22 protein-coding genes and 3 pseudogenes are annotated in these 21,830 nt (G+C 63.6%); 9 read left to right on the top strand and 16 right to left on the bottom strand.

All coding sequences use genetic code 11. The features are described 5' to 3' along the window. Window positions 1-598: 598 nt before the first annotated feature. A complete protein-coding gene (locus tag XM50_RS03505; protein ID WP_015449258.1) occupies window positions 599-1,165 on the bottom strand; it encodes a TetR family transcriptional regulator in 567 nt (188 codons plus the stop codon). Between the two features lie 69 nt (window positions 1,166-1,234). Here XM50_RS03505 and XM50_RS03500 point away from each other — a divergent pair, with 69 nt between their 5' ends. After that, window positions 1,235-2,065, top strand: coding sequence for an SDR family oxidoreductase (locus XM50_RS03500; protein WP_037479754.1), 831 nt, complete (start codon window positions 1,235-1,237; stop codon window positions 2,063-2,065). Between the two features lie 611 nt (window positions 2,066-2,676). Continuing rightward, a pseudogene (locus XM50_RS21110) lies at window positions 2,677-2,979 on the top strand (CorA family divalent cation transporter); the annotation flags it as partial. Window positions 2,980-3,041: 62 nt separating this feature from the next. Here the strand turns inward: XM50_RS21110 and XM50_RS03490 are convergent. From XM50_RS03490 to XM50_RS03450, 9 genes are all read right to left on the bottom strand, one after another. Then, entirely contained in the window at window positions 3,042-3,449 is a 408-nt protein-coding gene (locus XM50_RS03490) for a response regulator (protein WP_016743851.1), read from the bottom strand. An 81-nt stretch (window positions 3,450-3,530) separates the two neighbouring features. Then, window positions 3,531-4,154 (bottom strand): response regulator transcription factor, encoded by a 624-nt coding sequence (locus XM50_RS03485; RefSeq protein ID WP_015449255.1) that lies wholly within the window; start codon window positions 4,152-4,154, stop codon window positions 3,531-3,533. Further along, window positions 4,144-5,679, bottom strand: coding sequence for a PAS domain-containing sensor histidine kinase (locus XM50_RS03480; protein ID WP_030089528.1), 1,536 nt, complete (start codon window positions 5,677-5,679; stop codon window positions 4,144-4,146). The genes XM50_RS03485 and XM50_RS03480 overlap by 11 nt, the downstream gene beginning before the upstream one ends. A gap of 58 nt (window positions 5,680-5,737) precedes the next feature. Next, on the bottom strand, window positions 5,738-6,211 hold the full coding sequence (locus XM50_RS03475) for a DUF305 domain-containing protein (RefSeq protein WP_015449253.1): 474 nt from the start codon (window positions 6,209-6,211) through the stop codon (window positions 5,738-5,740). A 90-nt stretch (window positions 6,212-6,301) separates the two neighbouring features. Beyond that, window positions 6,302-7,489: a copper resistance protein B gene (locus tag XM50_RS03470; RefSeq protein ID WP_015449252.1), complete on the bottom strand. Its 1,188-nt coding sequence runs from the start codon at window positions 7,487-7,489 to the stop codon at window positions 6,302-6,304. Then, window positions 7,486-9,438 carry a copper resistance system multicopper oxidase gene (locus tag XM50_RS03465; RefSeq protein WP_015449251.1) on the bottom strand — a complete coding sequence of 651 codons (1,953 nt, stop codon included), beginning with the start codon at window positions 9,436-9,438 and terminating at the stop codon, window positions 7,486-7,488. The genes XM50_RS03470 and XM50_RS03465 overlap by 4 nt, the downstream gene beginning before the upstream one ends. Window positions 9,439-9,505: 67 nt before the next feature. Next, the gene (locus XM50_RS03460) at window positions 9,506-10,072 is read right to left on the bottom strand and encodes an RNA polymerase sigma factor (protein WP_046407413.1); all 567 of its coding nucleotides are present in this window, start codon (window positions 10,070-10,072) and stop codon (window positions 9,506-9,508) included. Beyond that, window positions 10,069-10,509 (bottom strand): periplasmic heavy metal sensor, encoded by a 441-nt coding sequence (locus XM50_RS03455; RefSeq protein WP_037486783.1) that lies wholly within the window; start codon window positions 10,507-10,509, stop codon window positions 10,069-10,071. The genes XM50_RS03460 and XM50_RS03455 overlap by 4 nt, the downstream gene beginning before the upstream one ends. Continuing rightward, window positions 10,509-10,781 (bottom strand): hypothetical protein, encoded by a 273-nt coding sequence (locus XM50_RS03450; RefSeq protein ID WP_007406377.1) that lies wholly within the window; start codon window positions 10,779-10,781, stop codon window positions 10,509-10,511. The genes XM50_RS03455 and XM50_RS03450 overlap by 1 nt, the downstream gene beginning before the upstream one ends. A 133-nt stretch (window positions 10,782-10,914) precedes the next feature. Here XM50_RS03450 and copC point away from each other — a divergent pair, with 133 nt between their 5' ends. The 3 genes and pseudogenes from copC (at window position 10,915) to XM50_RS03430 (ending at window position 13,633) form a co-directional block, all read left to right on the top strand. After that, a complete protein-coding gene (gene copC, locus XM50_RS03445; RefSeq protein ID WP_037486754.1) occupies window positions 10,915-11,295 on the top strand; it encodes a copper homeostasis periplasmic binding protein CopC in 381 nt (126 codons plus the stop codon). A gap of 61 nt (window positions 11,296-11,356) precedes the next feature. After that, window positions 11,357-11,977: a hypothetical protein gene (locus XM50_RS03440; RefSeq protein ID WP_231621839.1), complete on the top strand. Its 621-nt coding sequence runs from the start codon at window positions 11,357-11,359 to the stop codon at window positions 11,975-11,977. A gap of 293 nt (window positions 11,978-12,270) precedes the next feature. After that, window positions 12,271-13,633, top strand: a pseudogene (locus XM50_RS03430) (IS3 family transposase). A 35-nt stretch (window positions 13,634-13,668) separates the two neighbouring features. Here the strand turns inward: XM50_RS03430 and XM50_RS03425 are convergent. Genes XM50_RS03425 through XM50_RS03410 form a run of 4 tightly spaced genes read right to left on the bottom strand, consistent with a single transcriptional unit; the run spans window position 13,669 to window position 16,984 of the window. Next, the gene (locus XM50_RS03425) at window positions 13,669-13,908 is read right to left on the bottom strand and encodes a YHS domain-containing protein (RefSeq protein WP_046407408.1); all 240 of its coding nucleotides are present in this window, start codon (window positions 13,906-13,908) and stop codon (window positions 13,669-13,671) included. A gap of 41 nt (window positions 13,909-13,949) precedes the next feature. Next, on the bottom strand, window positions 13,950-15,716 hold the full coding sequence (locus XM50_RS03420; protein ID WP_035219816.1) for an oleate hydratase: 1,767 nt from the start codon (window positions 15,714-15,716) through the stop codon (window positions 13,950-13,952). Window positions 15,717-15,743: 27 nt separating this feature from the next. Beyond that, window positions 15,744-16,610 carry a 3-hydroxyacyl-CoA dehydrogenase gene (locus XM50_RS03415; protein WP_046407406.1) on the bottom strand — a complete coding sequence of 289 codons (867 nt, stop codon included), beginning with the start codon at window positions 16,608-16,610 and terminating at the stop codon, window positions 15,744-15,746. After that, window positions 16,607-16,984, bottom strand: a complete 378-nt coding sequence (locus XM50_RS03410) for an acyl-CoA thioesterase (RefSeq protein ID WP_231621840.1) — start codon at window positions 16,982-16,984, stop codon at window positions 16,607-16,609. Before XM50_RS03410 ends, XM50_RS03415 begins: the two co-directional genes overlap by 4 nt. On the opposite strand from XM50_RS03410, the gene XM50_RS20930 reads away from it, so the two are divergent. After that, on the top strand, window positions 16,967-17,089 hold the full coding sequence (locus XM50_RS20930) for a hypothetical protein (RefSeq protein WP_267903939.1): 123 nt from the start codon (window positions 16,967-16,969) through the stop codon (window positions 17,087-17,089). The two genes, XM50_RS03410 and XM50_RS20930, sit on opposite strands and share 18 nt — an antisense overlap. An 11-nt stretch (window positions 17,090-17,100) precedes the next feature. Here XM50_RS20930 and XM50_RS03405 read toward each other — a convergent pair whose 3' ends face one another. Then, entirely contained in the window at window positions 17,101-17,724 is a 624-nt protein-coding gene (locus tag XM50_RS03405) for a TetR/AcrR family transcriptional regulator (RefSeq protein WP_046407404.1), read from the bottom strand. A gap of 155 nt (window positions 17,725-17,879) precedes the next feature. Here XM50_RS03405 and XM50_RS03400 point away from each other — a divergent pair, with 155 nt between their 5' ends. Genes XM50_RS03400 through XM50_RS03390 form a run of 3 tightly spaced genes read left to right on the top strand, consistent with a single transcriptional unit; the run spans window position 17,880 to window position 20,997 of the window. After that, entirely contained in the window at window positions 17,880-18,968 is a 1,089-nt protein-coding gene (locus XM50_RS03400; RefSeq protein ID WP_035219810.1) for a catalase family protein, read from the top strand. Window positions 18,969-19,008: 40 nt separating this feature from the next. Beyond that, window positions 19,009-19,620 carry a hypothetical protein gene (locus XM50_RS03395; protein ID WP_035219808.1) on the top strand — a complete coding sequence of 204 codons (612 nt, stop codon included), beginning with the start codon at window positions 19,009-19,011 and terminating at the stop codon, window positions 19,618-19,620. Between the two features lie 3 nt (window positions 19,621-19,623). Then, on the top strand, window positions 19,624-20,997 hold the full coding sequence (locus tag XM50_RS03390; RefSeq protein ID WP_046407401.1) for a Dyp-type peroxidase: 1,374 nt from the start codon (window positions 19,624-19,626) through the stop codon (window positions 20,995-20,997). A gap of 125 nt (window positions 20,998-21,122) precedes the next feature. Here XM50_RS03390 and XM50_RS03385 read toward each other — a convergent pair. Further along, window positions 21,123-21,695 (bottom strand): annotated as a pseudogene (locus tag XM50_RS03385) (PAS domain-containing protein); the annotation flags it as partial. Window positions 21,696-21,830 lie beyond the last annotated feature (135 nt).

Genomic DNA, 21,830 nt, shown 5'->3' with positions numbered 1-21,830 from the left:
TCGAACCCTCATGACTGAAGAGATATTTTTGCGAGCGCTCATTTGCAAAGCTGCTGAGATAGAAGTTAGAATATCATATCGTAATACAGCCTCGCACGCTTCGATTTGATGATCGGGACATTTGGCCGGCAAGAATGCGAAGCGGCATGATCACATGTTATTGGTGTCGGCGTGATATACCTAGGTATAGCGCTAGAGATGCTCCGGGAACATTAGTCCTTTGCTGAGCTTGCACGCGCCAGGGAAAGTAATACCGATGCGGACCGCATTTGATCCTCGTTTCCTGGATGTGTCGCGCCTTCTTCCGGATTGAGCCGCAGGTTCGCCTTTTGAGGCAGATGAAACGACTCCTGACGAAACGTCGTGCGACGAGTCCGGCGACCTGAGATCGTCGCGCAGCCACTGGGTCACTTGGCGATGATCCAATCCGGTTCGGCAGTGGCGGCGCAGTCCTCGAACGTCGATCGCATCCGCGGAGCCGACGGGCCGGCTTGTGCATGAGCCGCCCTGATTTTGCCGGTGGGCAGTACGGCAGGTTGCGAAAAATGCTTGCTGTGTCCCGGTCGGCGCGCGGGCGTGCAGCTCGCGCCTCGCACGATCACACGCGCAGCAGTCGCCCCACCGCCCGCATGATCGTCGCCCGGCGCGCCGCGTGCTCGGCAGCGTCGCGTGCAGCTCCGGTCATGCACCAGAGCTGGGTGAGGGCGGCGACAAGCCGGACGACATCCAGGGGCGTGAAGTCGGCGACGATCCGCCCCTCGGCCTGCGCCGCTGCGATCCCGTCCAGCTTCTCCCCGAGAAGGACCTCGCCGGCCGGGAGCATCAGAACATCCTGGCCACGCTCCAAATGATGCCAGGTCAGCAGCCTCCACAGGCGCGGGCGTTCGACCAGCAAGTCATAGGTGCGCCCCGCATAACCCTCAAGATCATTGGGATCGAAGCGATCGGCCTGCGCCGCGTCCATCACTTCCTGCGTCAGCGCGGCATCGAAGAGCGCCTCCTTGTCCCCGAAATAGGTGTAGAGCATCGGCTTGCTGATACCCGCCGCCTGCGCAATCCGGTCGATCCGCGCGCCCGCCAGCCCATGGGACGCGAACTCCTCGGTCGCTGCAGCCAGGAGCGTCTCGCGGCTCTGTGCGGCATTCCGCCGGGTTCGTTGCTTCATCACACCTCCAAGCATTGACGCATTCCAGGTTTCAAGTTACCTACCAGTTGGTAATATATGGAGTAACATATGTCCAATCACTGGTTTCTCACGGGCGCGTCCAGCGGCATCGGCCGCCATCTGGCCGAACTGATCCTGGCCGCTGGCGACGACCTTACCGCGACGGCCCGCAAGCCCGAAAGCCTCGATGATCTCGCGGCGAAATATCCGAGCCAGCTGCGCGTCGAAGCGCTCGACGTCACGGTCAAGGACGATATTGCTGCGGTCGTGGCCCGGGCGCAGGCGCGTCGACCCGTCGATATTCTGGTCAACAACGCCGGCGGCGGCGTGATCGGCGCCACCGAAGAGATGTCGGACGCCGAGGTCGAAGGCCAGATCGCGCTCAATCTCATGGCGCCCATCCACATCACCCGCGCCTTTGTCCCCGCCATGCGGCTGCGCGGGAGCGGCCGGATCATCCAGATCTCCAGCGCTAGTGGTCAGGGCTCGCTTCCGACGAGCAGTCTCTATCATGTGGCCAAATGGGGCCTGGAGGGCTTCAGCGAATGCCTCCGCCAGGAGCTTGAACCCTTCAACCTGTTCGTGACACTGATCGAGCCGGGCGGGGCGCGCACCAGCTTCAGCCACAATCTGCAATTCGCCAGCGAGATCGCCGCGTATCGCGATACGCCCGCCGGCCATATCCGCAAGATGTTCGAGACCGCCGGAAACGAGCTCTACACGCTCGACCCGCAAAAGATCGCGCAAGCGATCGTTGATGTCGCAACCAGCGACCATCCGCCGCTGCGCGTGACTCTGGGGGGTGACGCTTTCGGCGTTGTCCAGGCGGCGCTGCAATCGCGGCTCGCCTTTCTGCAGTCCCAGGAAGCGCTCGCGCGCTCGGTCGCTTTCGACAGTTGAGCTTTTCCGTCTTCCAGCTTTCGTCTCCGCGCGGTGCGACGCGCCTCACCGGGGCCCGGCAACCCTGTCGTCAGCGCCGTTATCCGATACTTAGGTATAGTCATCCGACACGATTGCAGAGGCGCCACACGGGCAATCGCTTGGTACCATCGCAAGAGAGGAAAACCCTCGCGGTCGCCAATCAAGGGTGCGCAGACCTTCGCAGTCTGCGTGCCCTTGATGTGGCAGCGCGCCGCCCAGCCACGCGCGTCATGAACGGGAGCGGCCTTCTGCGAAACCCAACGCTCCGCCGCATTTTCTATAAGCTCTCGCTCGAATTGCTGCGCGCCGCCTTCTTCTTCCTGCGATTGGGCTTGAAGAATGACGAGTGTTTGTGCGCGCGTCTCAATAGGCGAGGCACACGGCTTCCGGTCGCCGCCGCCGTTCTTTGTCACAATGGCAAACGGCTACGGCCGGCGACCCTGATCGATCCGGCGTGCGAGCACGTCGGCAAGGATGACTTCGTGTGGATCAAAATGTCCCAGCCCAGCGAAACAGAACTTGCCGACATCGCCGGGAATTACGGCCTTCACCCGCTTGCCATGGAAGGTGCCGACAACGGCCACCAGATTTCGAAGCTCGACGATCACATGCTCAGGGTTGAGAGCGCCATCACCGGCATCCGCGACATCCTGATCTCGGTGTTCGAGGCGAGTCACCTGCTCGAACAGCAGCGCCAAGGTGCGATCACCCGTTAGCTTGCCGCCCGGGCTGCGATCCTCGCGGTGCCTACCGCGATTGCCGGAATCTACGGCATGAATTTCGAGAATATGCCCGAACTGAAGACGCAATGGGGATATTTCGTCATCCTCGGCGTCATCGCTGCGGTCTGCATTGGGCTCTACATCCGGTTCAAACGTAGCCACTGGCTTTGACGGCGCAGATCGGCTTTCCACATCGCGCCGGGCTGAGGCTGCCGGGGGCCGGCCGCCACAATTCAATGCTTTCGAAGCGTCTCGATGCGGTGCCGGTCCAACGCTTCGAGCAAAGCCCTGCCGATCAGCGGCTTTGCGAGAACATGATCGAAGCCCGCCTCAGCGGCCCGCGAGGCCAGCAGCGTGTCATGAAAGCCTGAGATCATGATCGCGCGTCCCGACCATCCGATCTCGCGAAGGTGACGCAGCATCGCGAATCCGTCGATGTCGGGCATGCGATAGTCGAGGATGACGCAGTCTGCCTCCTTCGCGCGGGGGTCGGCCAACAGCGCGTGGCCGGTCGTATATCCCCACACGGCATAGCCGCGCGATCTCAGCAGCAGCTGGAGGCCACGCCGCACGCCGGGATCGTCGTCGGAGACGAGGATGGTGTATCTGCCATCATGCTGAGTGGAACGGACCGATGGCATTGCGAGAAGCGGACACCCGTGTGACGATTGCACCATCGATCGCATATCGCGCCTCGTCCCGTCGCTACGTAGAGGTCGCAGTCACTTCGGCTTGCGGCCCATGCCCGCGGCAAAGGCGATCCGCAGGGCTTCGGACAAATTGCGGACCTCGAGCTTGGCCATCAGGCTCGCGCGATGGACCTCGACCGTTCGCGATGAACAGCCCAGGTCATAGGCGATCGTCTTATTGGGCAGGCCGTTCGCCAGCCCTTCCAGCACTTCACGCTCCCGGGGCGTCAGTGCAGCGACCCGCACGCCGGCTTCAGAGGTTTCCAGAGTGCGAAGGTCGACATCGTCGAGACGCGCGAACGCGCGGCTGACGGCGCCGAGCAGGGCGGCTTTCTCGAAGGGCTTCTCGAGAAAGTCGACCGCGCCGCCTTTCATGGCCTGCACCGCAACCGACACGTCGCCATGGCCGGTCAGGACGATGACCGGCATATTGACCCCGCGTGCTGCCATGGCGGCCTGAATCTCGAGACCGTCCATCTCGGGCATGCGCACGTCGAGGATGACGCAGCCGACGGCCGCCGACTTCGCCTCCTTGAGAAACTCCACGCCCGAGGCATAGGTCACGACGTCGTAGCCCGCGGTCTTGAGCGCAAAGCTCGCCGCCTTGCGGATGCTCTCCTCGTCGTCGACCAGATGGATGACGCGTCTATCCCCCATGTTCCTCCTCCGCCCGCGCATGGATCAAGGTAAAATGAAAGCGCGCGCCGCCGCGGTCGGGGCGCTCCATCCAGATACGGCCCCCATGCGCTTCGATGATGGTCCGGCAGATCGAAAGGCCGAGGCCCATGCCGTCGGCCTTTGTCGACTTGAACGCCGTGAAGAGCTGCTCCCGGACCTCGTCGGCGATGCCGGGGCCGGTATCCTCCACGGTCACCTCGATCAGCCCGTCAGGGCGCAACCTGGTCGCTACCTTGAGGTCGCGAACAGGACACGCCGCCATCGCCTCGATGGCGTTGCGCATCAGGTTGACCAGCACCTGCTGGATCTGCACCCTGTCGACGAGAACCGGCGTCGCGGCGGGATCGACCGCGAAGAAGCTGCGGATGCCGCGCTCGCGTGCACCGACCAGCGCGAGCTCGCTCGCCTCGGCGACAACCTGCGGCAGATCGTGGAGGCTCTTGTCGACCTCGCCGCGGGCGACGAAATCGCGCAGGCGCCGGACGATATGGCCGGCCCGCAGCGTTTCCTGTGCAGCATCATCCATCACCGACCGTAGCGACACGAAGGGTTCGTCGTCCCGCTCGTCGAGCATGTCGCGGATCGTCTCGAGATAGAGCGCGACCGCGGCAAGCGGCTGGTTGAGCTCATGCGCGAGGGTCGAGGCCATCGTGCCCATCGCGCTCAGCCGGGAGACATGGACCAGCTCTGCCTGCAGTTCCTTGAGCCTGAGCTCATCCTGCTCCTTGGCGGTGAGATCCCGGATGAAGCCGGTGAACAACCGCTGCCCGTCTTCACCGGCCTCGCCAACCGACAGCTGCATCGGGAAGGTCGAGCCGTCGCGGCGCTGGCCGACCACGACGCGGCCGAGGCCGATGATCCGGCGCTCGCCGGTCTGGAGATAATGCGCGATATATTCGTCATGCCGGTCGCGATCGGGCTGGGGCATCAGGCAGGAGACGTTGCGGCCGACGAGCTCGGTTTCCGAATAGCCGAACAGGCGTTGGGCGGCCGCGCTGAACGACGTGATGTCGCCGGTCTCGTCGATGATGATCATCGCATCGGGGACGGTCGCCAGGATCGACTGGAGATGCTGCTCGCGGGTCTCGATTGACGCCCGGACCGCCGCCTCGTCGGTGACATCGCGACTGATGCAGGCAAAGCCTCGATGTGCGTCGCCTTCGAACAGGGCGCTGATCGTCAGGCGCGCGAGATACTCCGCTCCGTTCTCGCAGACCCGCCACGCTTCGCGCTCCAGCGTGCCTTCGTGAAGGGCGGCCGCCAGGTCTGCGCACGGGCGGCCGGCCGCAATCTCGTCGGGCGGGTAGAACAGGTCATGGGGCTGTCCCAGGACGCGATCGAGGGGCCAGCATTCGGCACGCTCGCCTTCTTCATTATAGCTCAGCACGATCCCGGCAGGATCGAGCAGCGTCAGGACATGGCCGCCAGCCTGTCGCAGGAACAACGGCGCAAGCCGCACCACCTCCCTGGCAATCTCGTCCGCCCCGCGCCTCGTGTCGACCATCGGCCGGCTCACATACCTGGCCGGGCGCACGTATCCGGGCGTAGCCCGACCGTGCCACTCAGCGCCGCGCGAGTATGGCCTTCATCTCGTCGATTTCCTGCCGCTGCGAGCGCTTGATCGCTTCGCAAAGCCGGATGACTTCCGGATCGCTGAGCTTTGCTTCCTGGCACATCAGGATCGCCCCGGAATGATGCGGGATCATCGAGCGCAGAAAGGCCGTGTCGCCGATCGTGGTCTGGGTGCGGATGAGTGCAAAGCTGCCGAAGAAGGCGACCAGCGACGCGGCGATCAGCGCGATGTTGGCGGCCTTCGACACGAACATGTGTCGCATGGCGAGGATCATCAGCACCACCATCGGTGCGACCATCATCAGCGTCATGTAGAGCATGTTGAGGTTGTTGTAGAAGCTGTCGAGCCCGTCGATCATGACGAACATCACCAGATACATGATGACGCCGCTGATGACGGTCTGAACGGCAAGGCTCCAATAGGCACCCATCTTCCGGGTGTTCATGTGGGACGAATGGTCCATGGCGTATCTCCTTCGCTCGGCGCCGGCCGACCTGGGTATGAGTGTAACGCCCCGCTCTCTTGTTCGCCCCCGCCATCAGCCGTCCTGATGCTAAAACCAGAAGCGAACGCCGGCGACGAAGCTGGTGGCATGGACGTCCTCGCCCGCAAGCCTCGACAGCCGCGCCGTGTCTCCGGCTTTGCGCAGATAGGAAACGCCGATGTAAGGTGCGAACTGGCGGCTGAATTCGTAGCGCAGGCGCGCGCCGAGCTCTATGTTGACCAGCCCCGAACCGATGTCGTTCTCCGGAATATCCTGCGCGGCGAAATTGACCTCGGCGCGCGGCTGCAAGATCAGGCGCTGGGTGATGCGCTGGTCGTAATAGCCCTCGACCCGGCCCAGAACATCGCCCTTGGTCGAGAGGAACAGCGCGCCTTCGACCTCGAACATGCCAGGAGCCAGGCCCTCGACGCCGATCGTCGCGTAGGTGCGGTCGGGCCCGCGGCCGAAGTCCTGGCGGATACCGCCCTGAAGATTGAAATAGGGGTCGATGGCCCGGCTGTAGAGCACCTGCACCTCGGCGCTGTCGATGCCGCGGCCGAACTCGCCTTCGCCCTCGCTCTTGAGCCAGAGGCGGTTGATGTCGCCGCCGTAAAAGCCTTCGCCATCCCAGCGATAGCCATCGCGGCCGCTATGCGCCTGATACTCGAACAGGTTGAGCAGCACCTGCCCGAAATTGTTGCCGCCGCTGTCCTTCATCATGATGTCGCGCGAGCGCGCCATCTCGCCGCCGGGAAAATCCCGATCGGCGAAGTGGTCGCCTGGGGGCGGCGGCGGGGGCGCATTGCCGGCCGGAAGTGCGGTGCCGGTCATTTGCATGCCGGGCATGGCGGGCGTTCCCGGCGTCGCTGTCTGGCCATGCTGCGCATGGTCCATCCCGGGCATGTCGGGCATCGCGCCGTCCTGATGCTGGGAGTGGTCCATGCCCGGCATCTCCGGCATTGCGGGAGACGTGGATTGCGGCTGACCGGCCGCATTTGCTTGCGCCGCGGGAGTGGTCTGGTGCTGCGAATGGTCCATTGCCGGCATGGTGTCCGGCGCTGGCTTCTGAGCGCGCGGCCTGGCAGTGGGCTTGGGGCGCGGCGCGGCGGCCTTGTCCTTCTTTTTCTCCTGCGCCGGCCGCGCCCCGCCCGGCGGCGCCATGCCGGGCATGTCGTGCATCGAATGATCCTGGGCAAAGGCGGGTGCGGCGGCGAGAAGGGCGATCGCGCTCACCAGCGGCGTGAGGATGCGGGTCATTGCGCGTCTCCCTTCGGACGCACGCTCACGACCCGCATCATCCCTGCATGCATGTGGTAGAGGAGATGGCAGTGGAAGGCCCAGTCCCCGACCGCGTCGGCGGTGAAGTCCCAGCTCACCTTGCCGCCGGGCTGGACGATGACGGTGTGCTTGCGCGGCGCATGGTCGCCATGCCCGGTCACCAGCTCGAAGAAATGGCCGTGGATGTGGATCGGATGCCCCATCATCGTGTCGTTGATGAGATTGACGCGCACCCGCTCGCCTTCGATGAACGGGATCGGCTCGTGATGGTCCGACATTTTCTCGCCGTCGAACGACCACATGAACCGCTCCATGTTGCCGGTGAGGTGGATGTCGATGCTGCGGCTCGGCGCGCGCACGTCTGGATTGCGCTCGAGCGCCATCAGATCCTTGTAGACGAGCACCTTGTGGCCGACGTCGGTGAGGCCCTGGCCGGGCTCGCCGGTGCGGTCGACGGGCATCGGCGAGATGGTCTGGACGCTCGGATCGCGCTTCACCTGCGGCGCGTTCGAGAAGTCGCGCATCTTCATCGAACCCATCGCGTGCCCGCCATGATCCATGCCCGCCATCTGGCCATCGGCGCCCATCGCGCCGTGGTCCATGCCGGCCATCGATCCATGATCCATCCCGCTCATCGCGGAATGATCCATCCCCGAATGGTCCATGCCCGCCATGGCGCTGTTGTCCATGGTCGCCATCGCTGCCGCCGCGCCGGTCGCGAGGCGCGCGGACGCGTTCTTCTCGGCCGTCGGATCGACGCCCCGCATAGCGCCGCCCGACATGTCCATGCCTTCCATGCCCGGCATCGAGGACATGTCCATGCCCATGTCCTTCATGTCGGCGAGCGGCCGTTTGCGTAAGGGAGGCACCTCGCCAGCCATGCCGGCGCGCGGCGCGAGCGTGGCACGCGCCATACCCGAGCGGTCGATGGCCTCGCCGACAAGAGTATAGGCCTTGTCCTCGCCTGGGCTGACAACGACGTCGTAGGTCTCGGCGACACCGATCTGGAACTCGTCGACGGTGACGGGCACCACATTCTGCCCGTCGGCCTGGACGATGCTGAGCGGCAGGCCGGGTACGCGGACGTTGAAGGTGGTCATCGCCGACGCATTGATGACGCGCAGCCGCACCCGCTCGCCCGGGGTGAAGAGCGCGGTCCAGTTGTCCATCGGACCATGGCCATTGACGAGATAGGTGTAGGTCGATCCGGTGACATCGGAGATGTCGGCGGGGTCCATCCGCATCTGGCCCCAGTCGAGCCGGTCCTTGAGTGGCTGGTCCTTGCCCGAGAGCAGCCCGGCCAGCGTCTGGCGCTGGAAGTTGAAATGGCCGGGGTTGACCTTGAGACGCCGGAAGATCGCCTGCGGCGAGAGTGCGCTGTGATCGGCGAGCACGATGACATGCTCGCGGTCATAGGCGACCGGATCGGCACCGGCGGGGTCGATGATGATCGGGCCGTAATGGCCTTCCTGCTCCTGCAGGCCCGAATGGCTGTGATACCAGTAGGTGCCGCTTTGCACGACGGGGAACTGGTAGAGGTAGTTCGATCCCGGCTTGATGCCCGGAAAAGACACGCCCGGCACGCCGTCCATATTGGCCGGCAGGATCAGCCCGTGCCAGTGGATCGAGCTGTCCTCCTCGAGTTGATTGACGACGTTGAGCCGCACGCGCTGGCCTTCGCGCAGCCGGATCAGCGGGGCGGGGACCGTGCCGTTGAGACCGATTGCGCGGAACTGGCGCCCGTCGATGCTCATCGACTGCCGGGCGATGGTCAGCGTGATGTCTTCGCCCGACACGGTCGGTAGCGTCGGTCGCATCCCCGGCGAGATGGTCTGCGCCCAGGCAGGCAGCCAGGCTGATAATGCGGCGCCACCACCGGCGAGGGCCGCGCCGCGAAGGAACTGGCGGCGGTCGAGGGCAGAAATCATTCGGTTTGTCTCAGCTTGCGGAAAGAGGGCGGACCTATTGGAAATACGCAGCCCACCCGCCTGCCCCTCAAACTTTCTTCAAACTTTCCGCGAGGCGCGCCCGGGCGCGGTAGAGGCGGGTCTCGACGGCCTTCTGGGAGATGCCGAGGATCTCGGCGGTTTCGGCTTCCGATTTCTCGTCGATCGTCCGCAGGATGAGCGTGTCCTTGAGCGAGGCGGGCAGGGCGGCGATCGCTTTCATCGCCTCTGCCAGTTGCTGCTCGGCGCCGATTGCCTGGTCGGGTAGCGGCGCCTCATCGGCGACGTCATCCGCCTCGCCCAGCGGCAGGGCCATGGAGAAGAAGTTCCGGACCGCGCGCCGGCGCCGCCAGTCATGGCATTTGTTGATGACGATCCGGGACATCCAGACCTGGAAGGGTCGCGCAGCGTCATAGCGGTTGAGTGCGGCGAAGGCGGCGACGAAGCTTGCCTGCGTGACGTCCAGCGCCTCCTCTCCGTCACCTATATGGCTGCGCACGAGCCGAAATACCCAGCCTTGGTGTCGCCGCACAAGTTCGGCGAAAGCGGCCTGCCGGCCGACGAGTGCAAGAGCGGCAAGCTCCCCGTCCGAGCAGTCGGGGAGAATTATGGTCATTCGGACTTTGCCGTCAGCGCTTTCACTACGGCGTCGTCGAACTTCTGCGTCTGATCGGGGCGAAGTACGGCACGCATTGCAAAGATGTGCTCGAGCGTTTCCTTCTGCAGCGCGCCCATGGCTTGGTGCGAGCGGTCCACTGCCGCCGCGACTTTAGGGCCATAGCCATGTTCCGCCTCAATCGCCTCTGCTAGGCGAGCATTGTCGGCGCGCAGCTCGGCTTCAAGTGCCTGACGCCGAATGGCATAATTCTTCTCGATGAACTCCAGCCGGGCGTGCTGAGCCGTATCCAGTTTGAGATCCCGATGGAGCAGCTCGTGCAGTTCGTTTTCCACGGGCGGTGCCGACACCACATAGATCCGCCCGATCACCACCCCGGCGATCGCCGCGGTAAAGGTCAACAGTAGGAGGAGCAGGAGCCGGCGGCGGTCCCGCATCATTGCGAGCCCAGCAGCGTCGAGGGCGCGAGCGCCAACTGCGCATCGAAGGGCGATATCGGGCTCGCGTCCGCCGACCCGATTGGAACCGCGGAGCCCGCGATGCCGATGAAAAGCGCGACTGCGGCGGCTAGACCAAACGTCGTTGCGCCCAAGCGCGGCATGGCCTGGACCCTAGCGATTTCCGTCAGGACGCGGCTGTCCAGGCCGGCAAGCCTGGGGTCAATTGGGGCATCGCGCAATTTCGCGAGCATTTCGTCAAGGTGGTCCATGGTGTTTCTCCGTCTTCTCTTCACAATACGCATTCTGGCCCACGACCCCTTGGCTCGGAACAGAAAAGAAATTTGAGAGGGGTGCAGGCTGCAGCTGCGTATTCTCTCATGTCAATGACTGGAGAATTCCCGAATGCGCTTCCTTTCGCCTTTCGCAGCTGTCGCCGCCGTCAGCCTGAGCGTTTCGGCTCCGGCCTATGCACATCCCAAGCTCGTGTCTTCAACGCCCGCCGCCAACGCCAGAGTCTCGGCACCGTCGCGTATCACTCTGACGTTCAGTGAAGGCCTGATGGCCAGACTATCTGGTGCCGAGATCGTGATGACCGGTATGCCCGGCATGCCAAACCATCGCATGGCGGTGACCGGCTTCAAGACCGCGGTCGAGGGCGGTAACAAGACGTTGGCGCTGACACTGGCCAAGCCGCTTGGCGCTGGTACCTATCAGGTCACCTGGCATGTCGTCTCGATGGACACGCACCGCATCCAGGGCAATCTCGCCTTCATCGTGCGATAGGGCAATGAGTGAGGTAGCAGGCATCGCGATCCGCTGGGCGCTGTACGCCGATCTCGGCCTCTTGTTCGGCCTGCCGCTGTTCGCGCTCTATGCCCCAGGTGGCGGCCGGACGGTGCAGCGGCATCTGCCGATGGGGGCGATGGTGGCCTGTCTTGCCTGCTTCGGGCTGCTGCTATCTGCGTTCGGCTTTGCGGTGCAGGCTGCGGCCATGTCCGGACTGCCGCTCACACAGCCTGATTTCGCCCTGCTGGGTGATCTCATCAATGAGACGGCCATGGGGGCGGCGTTGAAGGCGCGCCTTGTCGCGCTCCTTGTCCTCCTATTCTGCGTCCTCTTGTATCGACGGCAATCACGTCCCGCCTTCATCGCCTCTACTCTCGCAGGCGCGCTCGCGCTCGCGACCCTCGCCTGGAGCGGACATGGCGCGGCTGGCGAAGGCTATCCGGGCTGGCTGCAACTGGTCGCCGATCTCGTCCATCTGCTCGCCGCCGGCGCCTGGGTCGGCGCGCTTGCAGCCTTCCTCGCGCTGGTTATGCCTAAAGCAGCGACCGGTGATATGGAGCGGGTCTCGCTCGCCGAGGAGGCCTTGACGGGCTTCTCCCTGGTAGGAACGATCATCGTTGCCCTGCTGATCCTGACCGGGATGGGGGCGTCACATAAAACGGGCACAGATATACGCTAAGGCCTGAGGGCGTCGGAAAACACCTGTTTGTCGTACATTGGCCGGTAGGAGACAGTCCGGATCGGAGCCGGGTTGCGAGGATAGCTGACACGCACGTTAAGTCGGCAGCCGACCAAAGCCAGCCATTCAACGTCCAATTGCGCGCGGCTGATTTCAGTTGAACCTGCCATTACAAGACCCGGGAACTTGGGCGACACGGGTCAGGCAGTGTCCGCCGTCAGCACCAATGGCACAGATTTGAGGTTGTGATTTAAGGAGGATCTGGGCTTCGTCGTAGTGACGAAGGAACGAAGATGAAGCCCAGATCCTCCAATGTAAAATCGCCCGCCAAGGCCCCAGCAGAGCGGGTAGTGAAGGACATCCGCCGACAGACCCGGCGCCACTTTTCGGCCGAGGACAAGATCCGCATCGTGCTGGATGGCCTGCGCGGGGAAGACAGCATCGCCGAGCTATGCCGCAAGGAAGGCATTGCCCAGAGCCTGTATTACACCTGGTCGAAGGAGTTCATGGAAGCTGGCAAGCGCCGCCTGGCCGGCGACACCGCCCGTGCCGCGACCACCGGAGAGGTCCAGGACCTGCGCCGCGAAGCCCGGGCCCTGAAGGAATGCGTGGCCGATCTGACACTGGAAAACCGTCTGCTCAAAAAAAGCATGGTCGCGGATGGGGGCAACGACGAATGAGATATCCCGCATCCGAGAAGCTCGAGATCATCAGAACCGTCGAGCAGTCGCACCTGTCGGCCAAGCGCACGCTGGACCAACTCGGCATCCCTCGTCGGACATTCTACCGCTGGTATGATCGCTACCTCGAAGGCGGGCCGGAGGCGTTGGAAGATCGGCCATCGGCGCCGAGCCGGGTGTGGACCGCATCCCGGCGGGCATCCACGACCAGATCATCGAGCTGGCGCTGGAACAGTCTGAGCTGAGCCCCCGGGAACTGGCCGTGCGCTTCACCGATGGGCAGCGCTACTTCGTGTCGGAATCCACGGTTTACCGCCTGTTGAAGGCCCACGACCTGATCACCAGCCCGGCCTATGTCGTGATCAAGGCTGCCGATCAGTTCCACACGAAAACCACGCGGCCGAACGAGATGTGGCAGACCGACTTCACCTACTTCAAGATCATCGGGTGGGGCTGGATGTATCTGTCGACCGTGCTCGACGACTTCTCGCGCTACATCATCGCCTGGAAGCTGTGCACCAACATGCGAGCCGAGGACGTCACCGACACGCTGGACCTCGCCCTGGCGGCTTCTGGTTGCGACAGCGCCACGGTGCTGCACAAACCCCGGCTACTCAGCGATAATGGTCCCAGCTACATCGCGGGTGAGCTGGCGGAATACATCGAGGCCCGGAAGATGAGCCATGTCCGCGGCGCCCCGTGTCATCCCCAAACCCAGGGCAAGATCGAGCGCTGGCACCAGACCCTGAAAAACCGCATCTTGCTGGAAAACTACTTCCTGCCCGGCGACCTCGAAGCCCACATCGAGGCCTTCGTCGAGCACTACAATCACCAGCGATACCACGAGAGCCTGGCCAACGTGACGCCTGCCGACGCCTACTTCGGCAGGGCTCCGGCAATCATCAAACTGCGCGAAAGGATCAAGCGACAGACCATCGAACATCGGCGCTTGCAGCACCGCAAGTTCGCCGCCTAACATCAACCCCCTGACGAGGTCCGCACTCCGCTAATCTACGCCGCGAGTTGTGCCGAATGTTCTGACGACGGACAGCCGGCCGAGCAGAAGACGTAGCGCTCGCCTTCATACTCAGCCTTGTGAGCGGTCCTGGCGGGATCGACCACCATGCCGCAGACCGGATCATGGTCGACGTGACCGGACGGCGTTTCGCCGTCCGGCTCATGATGGTGATGATGGCCGTGCGCCCCAGTCACCTCGGCGGCGCGTTCGCTCTTCTGATCGTCGTCGGCCATTCATCACCTTTCACACGCCGCGCGTGCCTTCCGGTCTTTGTTCACTCCTCGATCAGATGGAACTCTTCGAGCAGCTTGGCGATCTCTGTGCCTTCGAGCTTCTTCATCAGCAGCTTGCGCAGGAAGGCCGGTCCGGGAAGATCGATGCCCTTGCCGTCCCGCAGCGGACCGATCGCAGCAAGAAGTGTACGAATATCATAGGTCGAGTTGAAGACCTCCGGCACGCCGCGCTCGACATTCATCAGCGTGTAGACGGCCTCCATCGGGGTTCTCACCGAATATTCCGTGGTGAAGATGCAGTCCCGCTGCTTCGATTCCGCGAACTGGCCGATGAAGGCGAAGTTGACCGCGCCCTCCGGCACCACGTCCGGCCGGTCACCCGCCTGGCGCGGCATGAAGAAGGCGGTAATATAGGGCATCATCGTGGGAACGGTGCTGGCGCCGGATGCCGCGAGTTCGGGAATGTCCTCGACCGGCACGCCGAGGTGATAGAGCCATTCCTGGGTGATCTCCTCACCGGTGCATTCCTGCATCGGCTTCTTCACGAAGTCGCCGGGGCAATCGACAAAGAGCGCGTAGAACCAGGCGATCATCTGATCTTTGGGCTGCTTCTTGAAATGCGGCTGGCGATGAACCGTCCAGCTCAGCAGCCACGCCGAGTCCTTCACCGTGACGATACCGGCGGAGACGATCTTGCCGGTAAAGGGGTTCCGCTTGGTGATCTTCTCGACATAGGCCGGAATGCGGGCGTCGAGGGCAGTGATGGAGGCGGAGGCCCATTTCGTCTCCGGGATATGGGCGCCGAACACGTCGGGGCGGCCGAAGGCCGGATCCTTCGCGGCGATGCGGCGCCACAGGTCCCAGGCCGGCGCCGGTCCTTCATTGAGCTTCGCCGGCGTCCTGTGGTCGCCATTGTCGGAATTCTCGGTCAGCGAGCCGATCGTGATGAAGACGAGATCGTCTGGCCCGAGATCGACGCCGCCTTCGACGCCGCGCTCTTTCCAGTGAATGCGGGTCGCTTGCTTGCGGCCGGGCTGGATGTCGAAATCGACATCGGTGACCTCGACGCCGTAGCGGAACGTGACGCCGTGATCGGTCAGCCACTTCACCAGCGGCAGGACCATCGATTCATACTGGTTATAGCGGTTGAACTTGAGCGAGGAGAAGTCGGCGAGACTGCCGATATGATGGATGAAGCGGTGCAGGTAGAGCTTCATCTCCAGCGCGGAATGCCATTCCTCGAAGGCGAACATGGTGCGCCAGTAGAGCCAGAAATTGCTTTTGAGGAAGTCTTCGCCGAAGACCTCGTTGATACGCTTGTTCTCCATCTCCTCGCGCGTCGCGAGGAAGACCGAGAGCAGGTCCTTCTGGGCCTTGTCGTTTAGCGTCAACAGCGCTTTGTCGGGCACGTCCTGGCCCTGGTTCTGCGTCGTGCGCTGGAGCGAAAAGTTGGGATCGTCCTTGTTGAGCCGGTAGAACTCGTCGAGCACGCTGGCGTCCTCGATCTCCAGCGAGGGGATCGAGCGATAAAGGTCCCACAGGCACTCGAAATGTTCTTCCATTTCGCGGCCGCCGCGAATGACGAAGCCCTTTTCGGGCACGTCCAGACCATCGAGCGCGCCACCAGGGATTTCCAGCTCTTCAAGGATGGTGATGCGGTCGCCGGAAACGCCGCCGTCGCGGATCAGGAAGGCCGCGCCGGCAAGCCCCGCCAGCCCCGAACCGACAAACCAGGCCGTCTTCTTGTCGGCGCCCTCGGGCTTGCGGGGACGCACGAAGGCTTCATAGTTTCCGCTGCTATAGTGCATGGCGAACTCCTGTTCTTCTTGTTGGGATCAGTCTGCGGAGGGCTTGTAGCTGTAGAAGCCTTCGCCCGAGGCGATGCCGAGCCTGCCCTTGTCGATGTAGTTTTCCTTCAGCCAGGCGGCGAGCGACTGAGCATGCTCGTCGCCATGCGAGAGGATGTTGTAGGGGGTGTTCAATCCGATGATGTCGTAGATCTGGAACGGCCCCATCGGCGCGCCGGTGGCGATCCGCCAGACCTTGTCGACATCTTCCGGCTCGGCATAGCCGCCGGCCGCCAGATCGGCGGCCGCGTTCAGGAGCGGCACCAAAAGCGAATTGAGGACGTAACCCGCTTTCTCCTTGCGCACCGGGATCGGCACCATGCCGATGGCGGAGGCGAAGGCGATCAGGGCATCGAACACGGCCGGATCGGTGTCGTCCGTGCCCATCACCTCGGCGGTGTTGAACTTCCAGATGCTGTTGGCGAAGTGCAGCGCCAGAAACCGGTCCGGTCGGCCGGTGTAAGCCTTCAGGTCGCTCGGCAGCAGGGTCGAGCTATTGGTGGCGAAGATCGTCCTGTCCGGCGCGAGCCCCGCCAGTTTCTCGTAGAGCGCCTGCTTGATCGAAAGAACCTCCGGAACCGCCTCGATCACGAGGTCCGCGTCCGCGACGGCCGCGCCGAGATCGCTCAGCAGAGCGATCCGCTTGAGCGCCCCGGCCGCCTTGCCGCCAGCCGCGCCCGACACCTCGTTCGTGTAGGTTTCGACGAGCGCCGCCAGCCGTGCGCGCGCCTGTTCGAGCGCTTCCTCGCTGATGTCGTAGGCGACAACATCGAAGCCGCTATAGGCCGTCTGGAAGGCGATCTGGCTCCCGAGGACTCCCGTGCCGAGAACCGCCACTTTCCTGATATCGCTCATCCAATTTCCTTCTGCGCGGTATCGTCACTTAGAAACGGAGCCGCCACCTCCACCGGGACGCGGGCCAGCTTGCCGGTTTCCCGATCGACCAGGGCCCATTGGGTCAGCGAGGCGACGATCGTCCGGCCGTCTTCGGCATGGAATTCGACACATCGTGCATAGCGGGCACCCCGCGGCGCTCGGACGACCCAGGTGATCGCACTGACCTCGTCTCCCGCCCGGACATTGCCGCGATAGTCGACCTCATGGCGCAGCACGACCGCGACGAACCGGTCGCGATCCTGCGGCCGCGCGGCCGTCAGCCAATGCGCCACCGACACATCCTGAATCCAGGTCACCCAGACCGCATTGTTGACATGGCCGAGTTCGTCGATGTCGGCGTCCCGGGCGCGGAAGCGGATATGGAAGCGCCGATGCTCATCCACCTCGCCGACGAGTGGGTGTCCGTGCTCATCGCAGCCGATGCGTCGACGATCTGACACGATCCCGCTCACGAATACGCCTGCTCCTCATGCGACGAACCCAGTCCTGCCATGGCGCGGAAGAAGCCGACGAGCATCTCGTCGCGCGGCATGGCGCCTTCGACATCGCCCTGCACCGCCAGTCCCATCCAGACCGCGTAAAGACCGATACCGGTCTGCATCGGCGGCAAGGCCGGTCGAAGTGCGAAGCGTTGCGTCAGATCGGCGACGAGCTCACCGAATATCCGATAGCAGGCCGCCTTGGCCTCCCGGTGCCGCTCGGCGAAAGCCGGATCGCGCCGGGCATGGAGCTGCAATTCGATCGAGAGCAGTGACCATTGTGCCTCGTCGGCCAACTTCGCGAGCCGCGCGGCCAGCACCTGCAGCGTCGCCTCGATATCGTCGCCGGAGCAGTGCGCGACCAGGTCGCGAAGCTGTGTGACCTCGTCCTGGATATGGCTTTGCAGGATCTCGACCAGCAGATCATCCTTGCTGGCGAAGTTCGAGTAGAAGGCGCCCTGCGAATGCCCTGCGGCGCTGCAGATGTTGCGAATCGACATGGCAGAGACCCCCTCCTCGATAATCGAGGAATGCGCGGCCGCGATCAGCCGGTCCCGCGTCTGGCGCTGCGTGTCCTTGCGCGTAAGCGGCATGGGTTCGTTCTCCAACCAACGGGCGAGACGTGCGAAACCTTTTCGGAGGTTCCGCGTTCTCAGTGAAACCAGATATCAACTGATATCCGAAATCAACGGCGATTTCGACCCGAAATCGTTCCTGGGCAACGAAATCTCAGTGTGAAGGAGCGCTCTTGGCTCAAACCTACATTGGCTATTCCCCGGACGTGGAGGTTCTCGGCGAGGACGAGGAGCGGCTGACCGCCGAGATCCTCGAGATCATGGCCACCACCAACCGGCGGGCCTTCGAGCGTCATCGCCACGCCGTGCGCGACGCCCATGCCAAAAGCCATGGGTTCCTGAAGGGCGAACTGATCGTTCACGAACTGCCCTCGCATCTGCGCCAGGGCTTGTTCGCCCGACCCGCCAACTATCCGGTGGTGATCCGCCTCTCTTCGGCGCCGGGCGACATCCACTCCGATACCATTCCCGCGCCGCGTGGCATGGCGATCAAGGTGATCGGTGTCGATGGCGAGCGGCTTCTCCCCGAAGACCAGGGCCACAACCAGGATTTCCTGCTCGTCAACATCCCGACCTTGAGCTTCGGCACGATCGGTAAATATCGCCAGCTCATCAGCCTTCTGGAGAAAAATGCCCAGAACCCGGCCTTTCTCCAGCGAGCGATGGCTGGGGTCGCGCGCGGCGTGGAGGCGGCAGTCGAAGCGGTCGGCGTCGAGCCCGGCGCCACGCTGCGCGGGCTCGCTCGCGACAATAACCATCTGCTGGGCGAAACCTATCATTCGATGGCGGCGATCCGCTTCGGCGACCATATCGCCAAGATCAGTGCCGCGCCGTTCTCCGACAACGTCCGTGCACTGACCGGCAAGGATGTCGGCGCGGTTGAGGATTCCACCATGCGCGATCTGGTGGTTGAACATTTCCGCGAGCAAGGCGCAGAGTATCAGCTCCGTGCTCAGCTCTGTGCCGATCTCGACAGGATGCCGGTCGAGGACGCCGCCGTGCTCTGGCCGGAAGACCTTTCGCCGCACCAGCCGATCGCGACCCTGCGCATCCCGCCACAGGAGGCCTATTCGCCGGCGCGGCGCGTCTACGGCGATGATGTGCTGTCGTTCAATCCCTGGCACGGTATCCGCGATCATCAGCCACTCGGCTCGATCATGCGCGTGCGCATCGCCGCCTATGAACGATCCACCCGCTACCGCCACGAAATGAACGCGCAACCGCGCGTCGAGCCGGCGAGCATCGACGTCATTCCGGACTGACGATCCGATCGTCACACGCAATCACGAAAGGAGGCCAGCCATGGCCGAGACCGAAGAAACCCCGCAGATCGATGAAACCCGCTTGCAGGCCATCCGCCGCCGCATCGAGGAAGTGGTTGGCGATGCGCCACAGCTCGCCAAGCTCGCCCTCGAGCAGATGGTGACGAAGCATAATCCCGACCTCAAGGGCACAGCCGGCTCGGCCGGTCGCGTCGGCGCGCAGTCCGGCAATGTCTCCGAGCTCACCGCCATCGCCAACCTCAAGCCCGGCGGCGCGGATCGGCTGAAACGCATATTCGGGCTGGTGAACGGCAATTTCGACGGGGCGCAGAAGGTCGGCACGCTGCACAACATGCGGTTCGTGTTCTTCGACAACGACACCCGCATCCTGTTCGCCACCGCCTATGACGGCGACTGGGACACCTATATCAACGACTTCGCCACCAAGATCCCCGATCTGATGGACCTGATCTTCGCCTCGGTCGAGGGCTGGCCGGGCATCGCCAGCCCCGAGGTCAAGGACTTCATCGCCGAGCATCAGATCACCGCCGCCGGCTGGTTCGTCGCCAATCCGCAGGTCACCGTCGTCGATGTGCGCCGGCTCCAACGGCTCGAACATGCCGTCAACGAATTCCTGGACAAGGTGGGCTGAGCCATGGCGATCCTTCAGAAACTAAAAGAGCACTTCTCGCGGGATAGCGTCACGCTCGACCTGCAGGACATCCAGGCGCTGATCCTCAGAAGCCGGCCGGAACCCTATGTCGGCGTTCACGCCATGCTCCATTTCGACGAGGCAGCGGGAGCCCGCAATCTTCTCGGCCGGCTGGCACCGCATGTCGCTTCGGCCGACAATTGGAGCGAGGATCTCGATTTCTGGATCGGCGCTGCGCTCAGCTTCGAGGGTCTGAAGGCGCTCGGCGTTCCCGACGCCCAGCTCAAGACCTTTCCGCTCCCGTTCCAGCAGGGCATGGCCGCACGCGCGGAGCAGCTTCGCGACTTCGGACCCAACGCGCCGGAAAACTGGGAAGACGTGTTCAAGCCGGGCAACTGCCATCTCGCGCTGACCATCTACGCGGTCGACGATGATGCGCTCGACAAGGCGCTGGCGACGGCGCGCACCGAACTCGACCGGAGCAGCGGCGTCACCTTGCTCGGCGAGCATCGCTTCGGCGCGCCGGACGGCGCGAAAAACCCGTTCGGTTTCCGGGATTCGATCTCCCAGCCCGCAGTGGAGGGCAGCGGCGTTGATCCGCTGCCAGGCGAGGAGCGGCCGATCAAGGCCGGCGAATTCATCCTCGGCTATGAGAGCGAGAACGGCCAGCCTCTCGGCATGCCGGAGCCCGCCGCGCTCGGCAAGAACGGCACCTTCGTCGTTATGCGCAAGTACAACAGCCGGGTCGGCTGCTTCAACGCCTTCCTCAAGGCGCATGGCGAGACGCCGGAGGAACGCGAGCTATTAGCCGCCAAGATGTTCGGGCGCTGGCGCTCCGGCGCGCCCTTGACGCTGTCGCCCGACCATGACGATCCCGACCTCGGCGCCGATCCGCAGCGCAACAATGACTTCACGTTCAAGGAAGACCCCAAAGGCCGCGTTGTGCCGCTCGGCTGCCATATGCGTCGACTCAATCCCCGCGATTCCGAGCTGACGCTGCTTACCGACGTCAACATCCACCGGATCATCCGCCGCTCCTCGACCTTCGGACCGGTCTATTCCGAGGATGTCGCGCCGGAAGACGATGCCGAAGGCGATCGCGGCCTGTTCTTCATCTTCATCAGCGCGCGTGCCTATGACACGATCGAGTTCATGCAGCAGGAGTGGATCAACCGAGGCAATTTCGTCGACCTTGGCGAAGAGCGCGATCCGATCGTTGGCCTGCATGAGGATGACGGCCGGTTCACGATCCCGCAGGCGTCGGCGCGCAAGCGCATCGACGGTGTGCAGACTTTCAATGTCATGAAGGGCGGCGAATATCTGTTCATGCCAAGCCTGTCCGCGCTCAAATGGCTGGCGGCCGGGAGCTGGGGTTAGGAACCCGCCGGTCAGTCGTTGGCCTTTGTGAAGATGAACGTGCAATTCATCAGGATCGCTGCGCTCGGCCTCACCATGATCTTTGCCAGTCGCGTCTGGCCCGATCGGTAATCCTGACTGTCCGCCGTCAGCTGCATCGGGAAAGTCGAGCCGTCGCGGCGCTGGCCGACCACGACGCGACCGAGGCCAATGATCCGGCGCTCGCCGGTCTGCAGATAATGCGCGAGATATTCGTCATGCCGGTCGCGATCGGGCTGGGGCATGAGGCAGGAGACGTTGCGGCCGACGAGCTCGGCTTCGCTGTAGCCGAACAGGCGTTGTGCCGCTGCGCTGAACGACGTGATGGCGCCGGTCTCGTCGATGATGATCATCGCATCCGGCACCGTCGCCAGAATCGATTGCAGATGCTGCTCGCGGGTCTCGATCGATGCGCGGACCGCCGCCTCGTCGGTGACATCGCGGCTGATGCAGGCGAAGCCTCGATGTGTGTCGCCTTCGAACAGGGCGCTGATCGTCAGGCGCGCGAGATATTCCGCGCCGTTCTCGCAGACCCGCCACGCTTCGCGCTCCAGCGTGCCCTCGTGAAGGGCGGCCGCCAGGTCTGCGCCTGGACGACGCGCCGCAATCTCGTCAGGCGGGTAGAACAGGTCGTGGGGCTGTCCCAGAACGCGATCGAGCGGCCAGCATTGGGGGCGTTTGGTCTCAGGAACGGACGCCTCGCCGTAGCCGTAATAGTGCTTGCGAAGCCTGATGTTGCGACGTGCGTTACCAGTGCCCTTGTAGAGCGGACGAGCACGGCCATTCTCCATGCCGTAAACCGGATCGCTGGCGTA

The sequence above is a fragment of the Sphingomonas sp. Ag1 genome (assembly GCF_000980895.1).
Lineage (GTDB): Bacteria > Pseudomonadota > Alphaproteobacteria > Sphingomonadales > Sphingomonadaceae > Sphingomonas > Sphingomonas panaciterrae.
Note: the sequence above shows the minus strand (reverse complement) of the source record. Positions and strands in the feature narration are given on the sequence as shown.

Bases quoted from the DNA above. Each gene is read 5' to 3' on its own strand.
- XM50_RS03475 (WP_015449253.1), bottom strand. From the start codon at position 6,211: ATGGACCATTCGTCCCACATGAACACCCGGAAGATGGGTGCCTATTGG.
- XM50_RS03390 (WP_046407401.1), top strand. From the start codon at position 19,624: ATGGCGATCCTTCAGAAACTAAAAGAGCACTTCTCGCGGGATAGCGTC.
- XM50_RS03405 (WP_046407404.1), bottom strand. From the start codon at position 17,724: ATGCCGCTTACGCGCAAGGACACGCAGCGCCAGACGCGGGACCGGCTG.
- XM50_RS03420 (WP_035219816.1), bottom strand. From the start codon at position 15,716: ATGCACTATAGCAGCGGAAACTATGAAGCCTTCGTGCGTCCCCGCAAG.
- XM50_RS03425 (WP_046407408.1), bottom strand. From the start codon at position 13,908: ATGGCCGACGACGATCAGAAGAGCGAACGCGCCGCCGAGGTGACTGGG.
- copC (WP_037486754.1), top strand. From the start codon at position 10,915: ATGCGCTTCCTTTCGCCTTTCGCAGCTGTCGCCGCCGTCAGCCTGAGC.
- XM50_RS03465 (WP_015449251.1), bottom strand. From the start codon at position 9,438: ATGATTTCTGCCCTCGACCGCCGCCAGTTCCTTCGCGGCGCGGCCCTC.
- XM50_RS03500 (WP_037479754.1), top strand. From the start codon at position 1,235: ATGTCCAATCACTGGTTTCTCACGGGCGCGTCCAGCGGCATCGGCCGC.
- XM50_RS03490 (WP_016743851.1), bottom strand. From the start codon at position 3,449: ATGCCATCGGTCCGTTCCACTCAGCATGATGGCAGATACACCATCCTC.
- XM50_RS03460 (WP_046407413.1), bottom strand. From the start codon at position 10,072: ATGACCATAATTCTCCCCGACTGCTCGGACGGGGAGCTTGCCGCTCTT.
- XM50_RS03470 (WP_015449252.1), bottom strand. From the start codon at position 7,489: ATGACCCGCATCCTCACGCCGCTGGTGAGCGCGATCGCCCTTCTCGCC.
- XM50_RS03505 (WP_015449258.1), bottom strand. From the start codon at position 1,165: ATGAAGCAACGAACCCGGCGGAATGCCGCACAGAGCCGCGAGACGCTC.
- XM50_RS03455 (WP_037486783.1), bottom strand. From the start codon at position 10,509: ATGCGGGACCGCCGCCGGCTCCTGCTCCTCCTACTGTTGACCTTTACC.
- XM50_RS20930 (WP_267903939.1), top strand. From the start codon at position 16,967: ATGGCCGAGTTCGTCGATGTCGGCGTCCCGGGCGCGGAAGCGGATATG.
- XM50_RS03415 (WP_046407406.1), bottom strand. From the start codon at position 16,610: ATGAGCGATATCAGGAAAGTGGCGGTTCTCGGCACGGGAGTCCTCGGG.
- XM50_RS03395 (WP_035219808.1), top strand. From the start codon at position 19,009: ATGGCCGAGACCGAAGAAACCCCGCAGATCGATGAAACCCGCTTGCAG.
- XM50_RS03485 (WP_015449255.1), bottom strand. From the start codon at position 4,154: ATGGGGGATAGACGCGTCATCCATCTGGTCGACGACGAGGAGAGCATC.
- XM50_RS03480 (WP_030089528.1), bottom strand. From the start codon at position 5,679: ATGGTCGACACGAGGCGCGGGGCGGACGAGATTGCCAGGGAGGTGGTG.
- XM50_RS03450 (WP_007406377.1), bottom strand. From the start codon at position 10,781: ATGGACCACCTTGACGAAATGCTCGCGAAATTGCGCGATGCCCCAATT.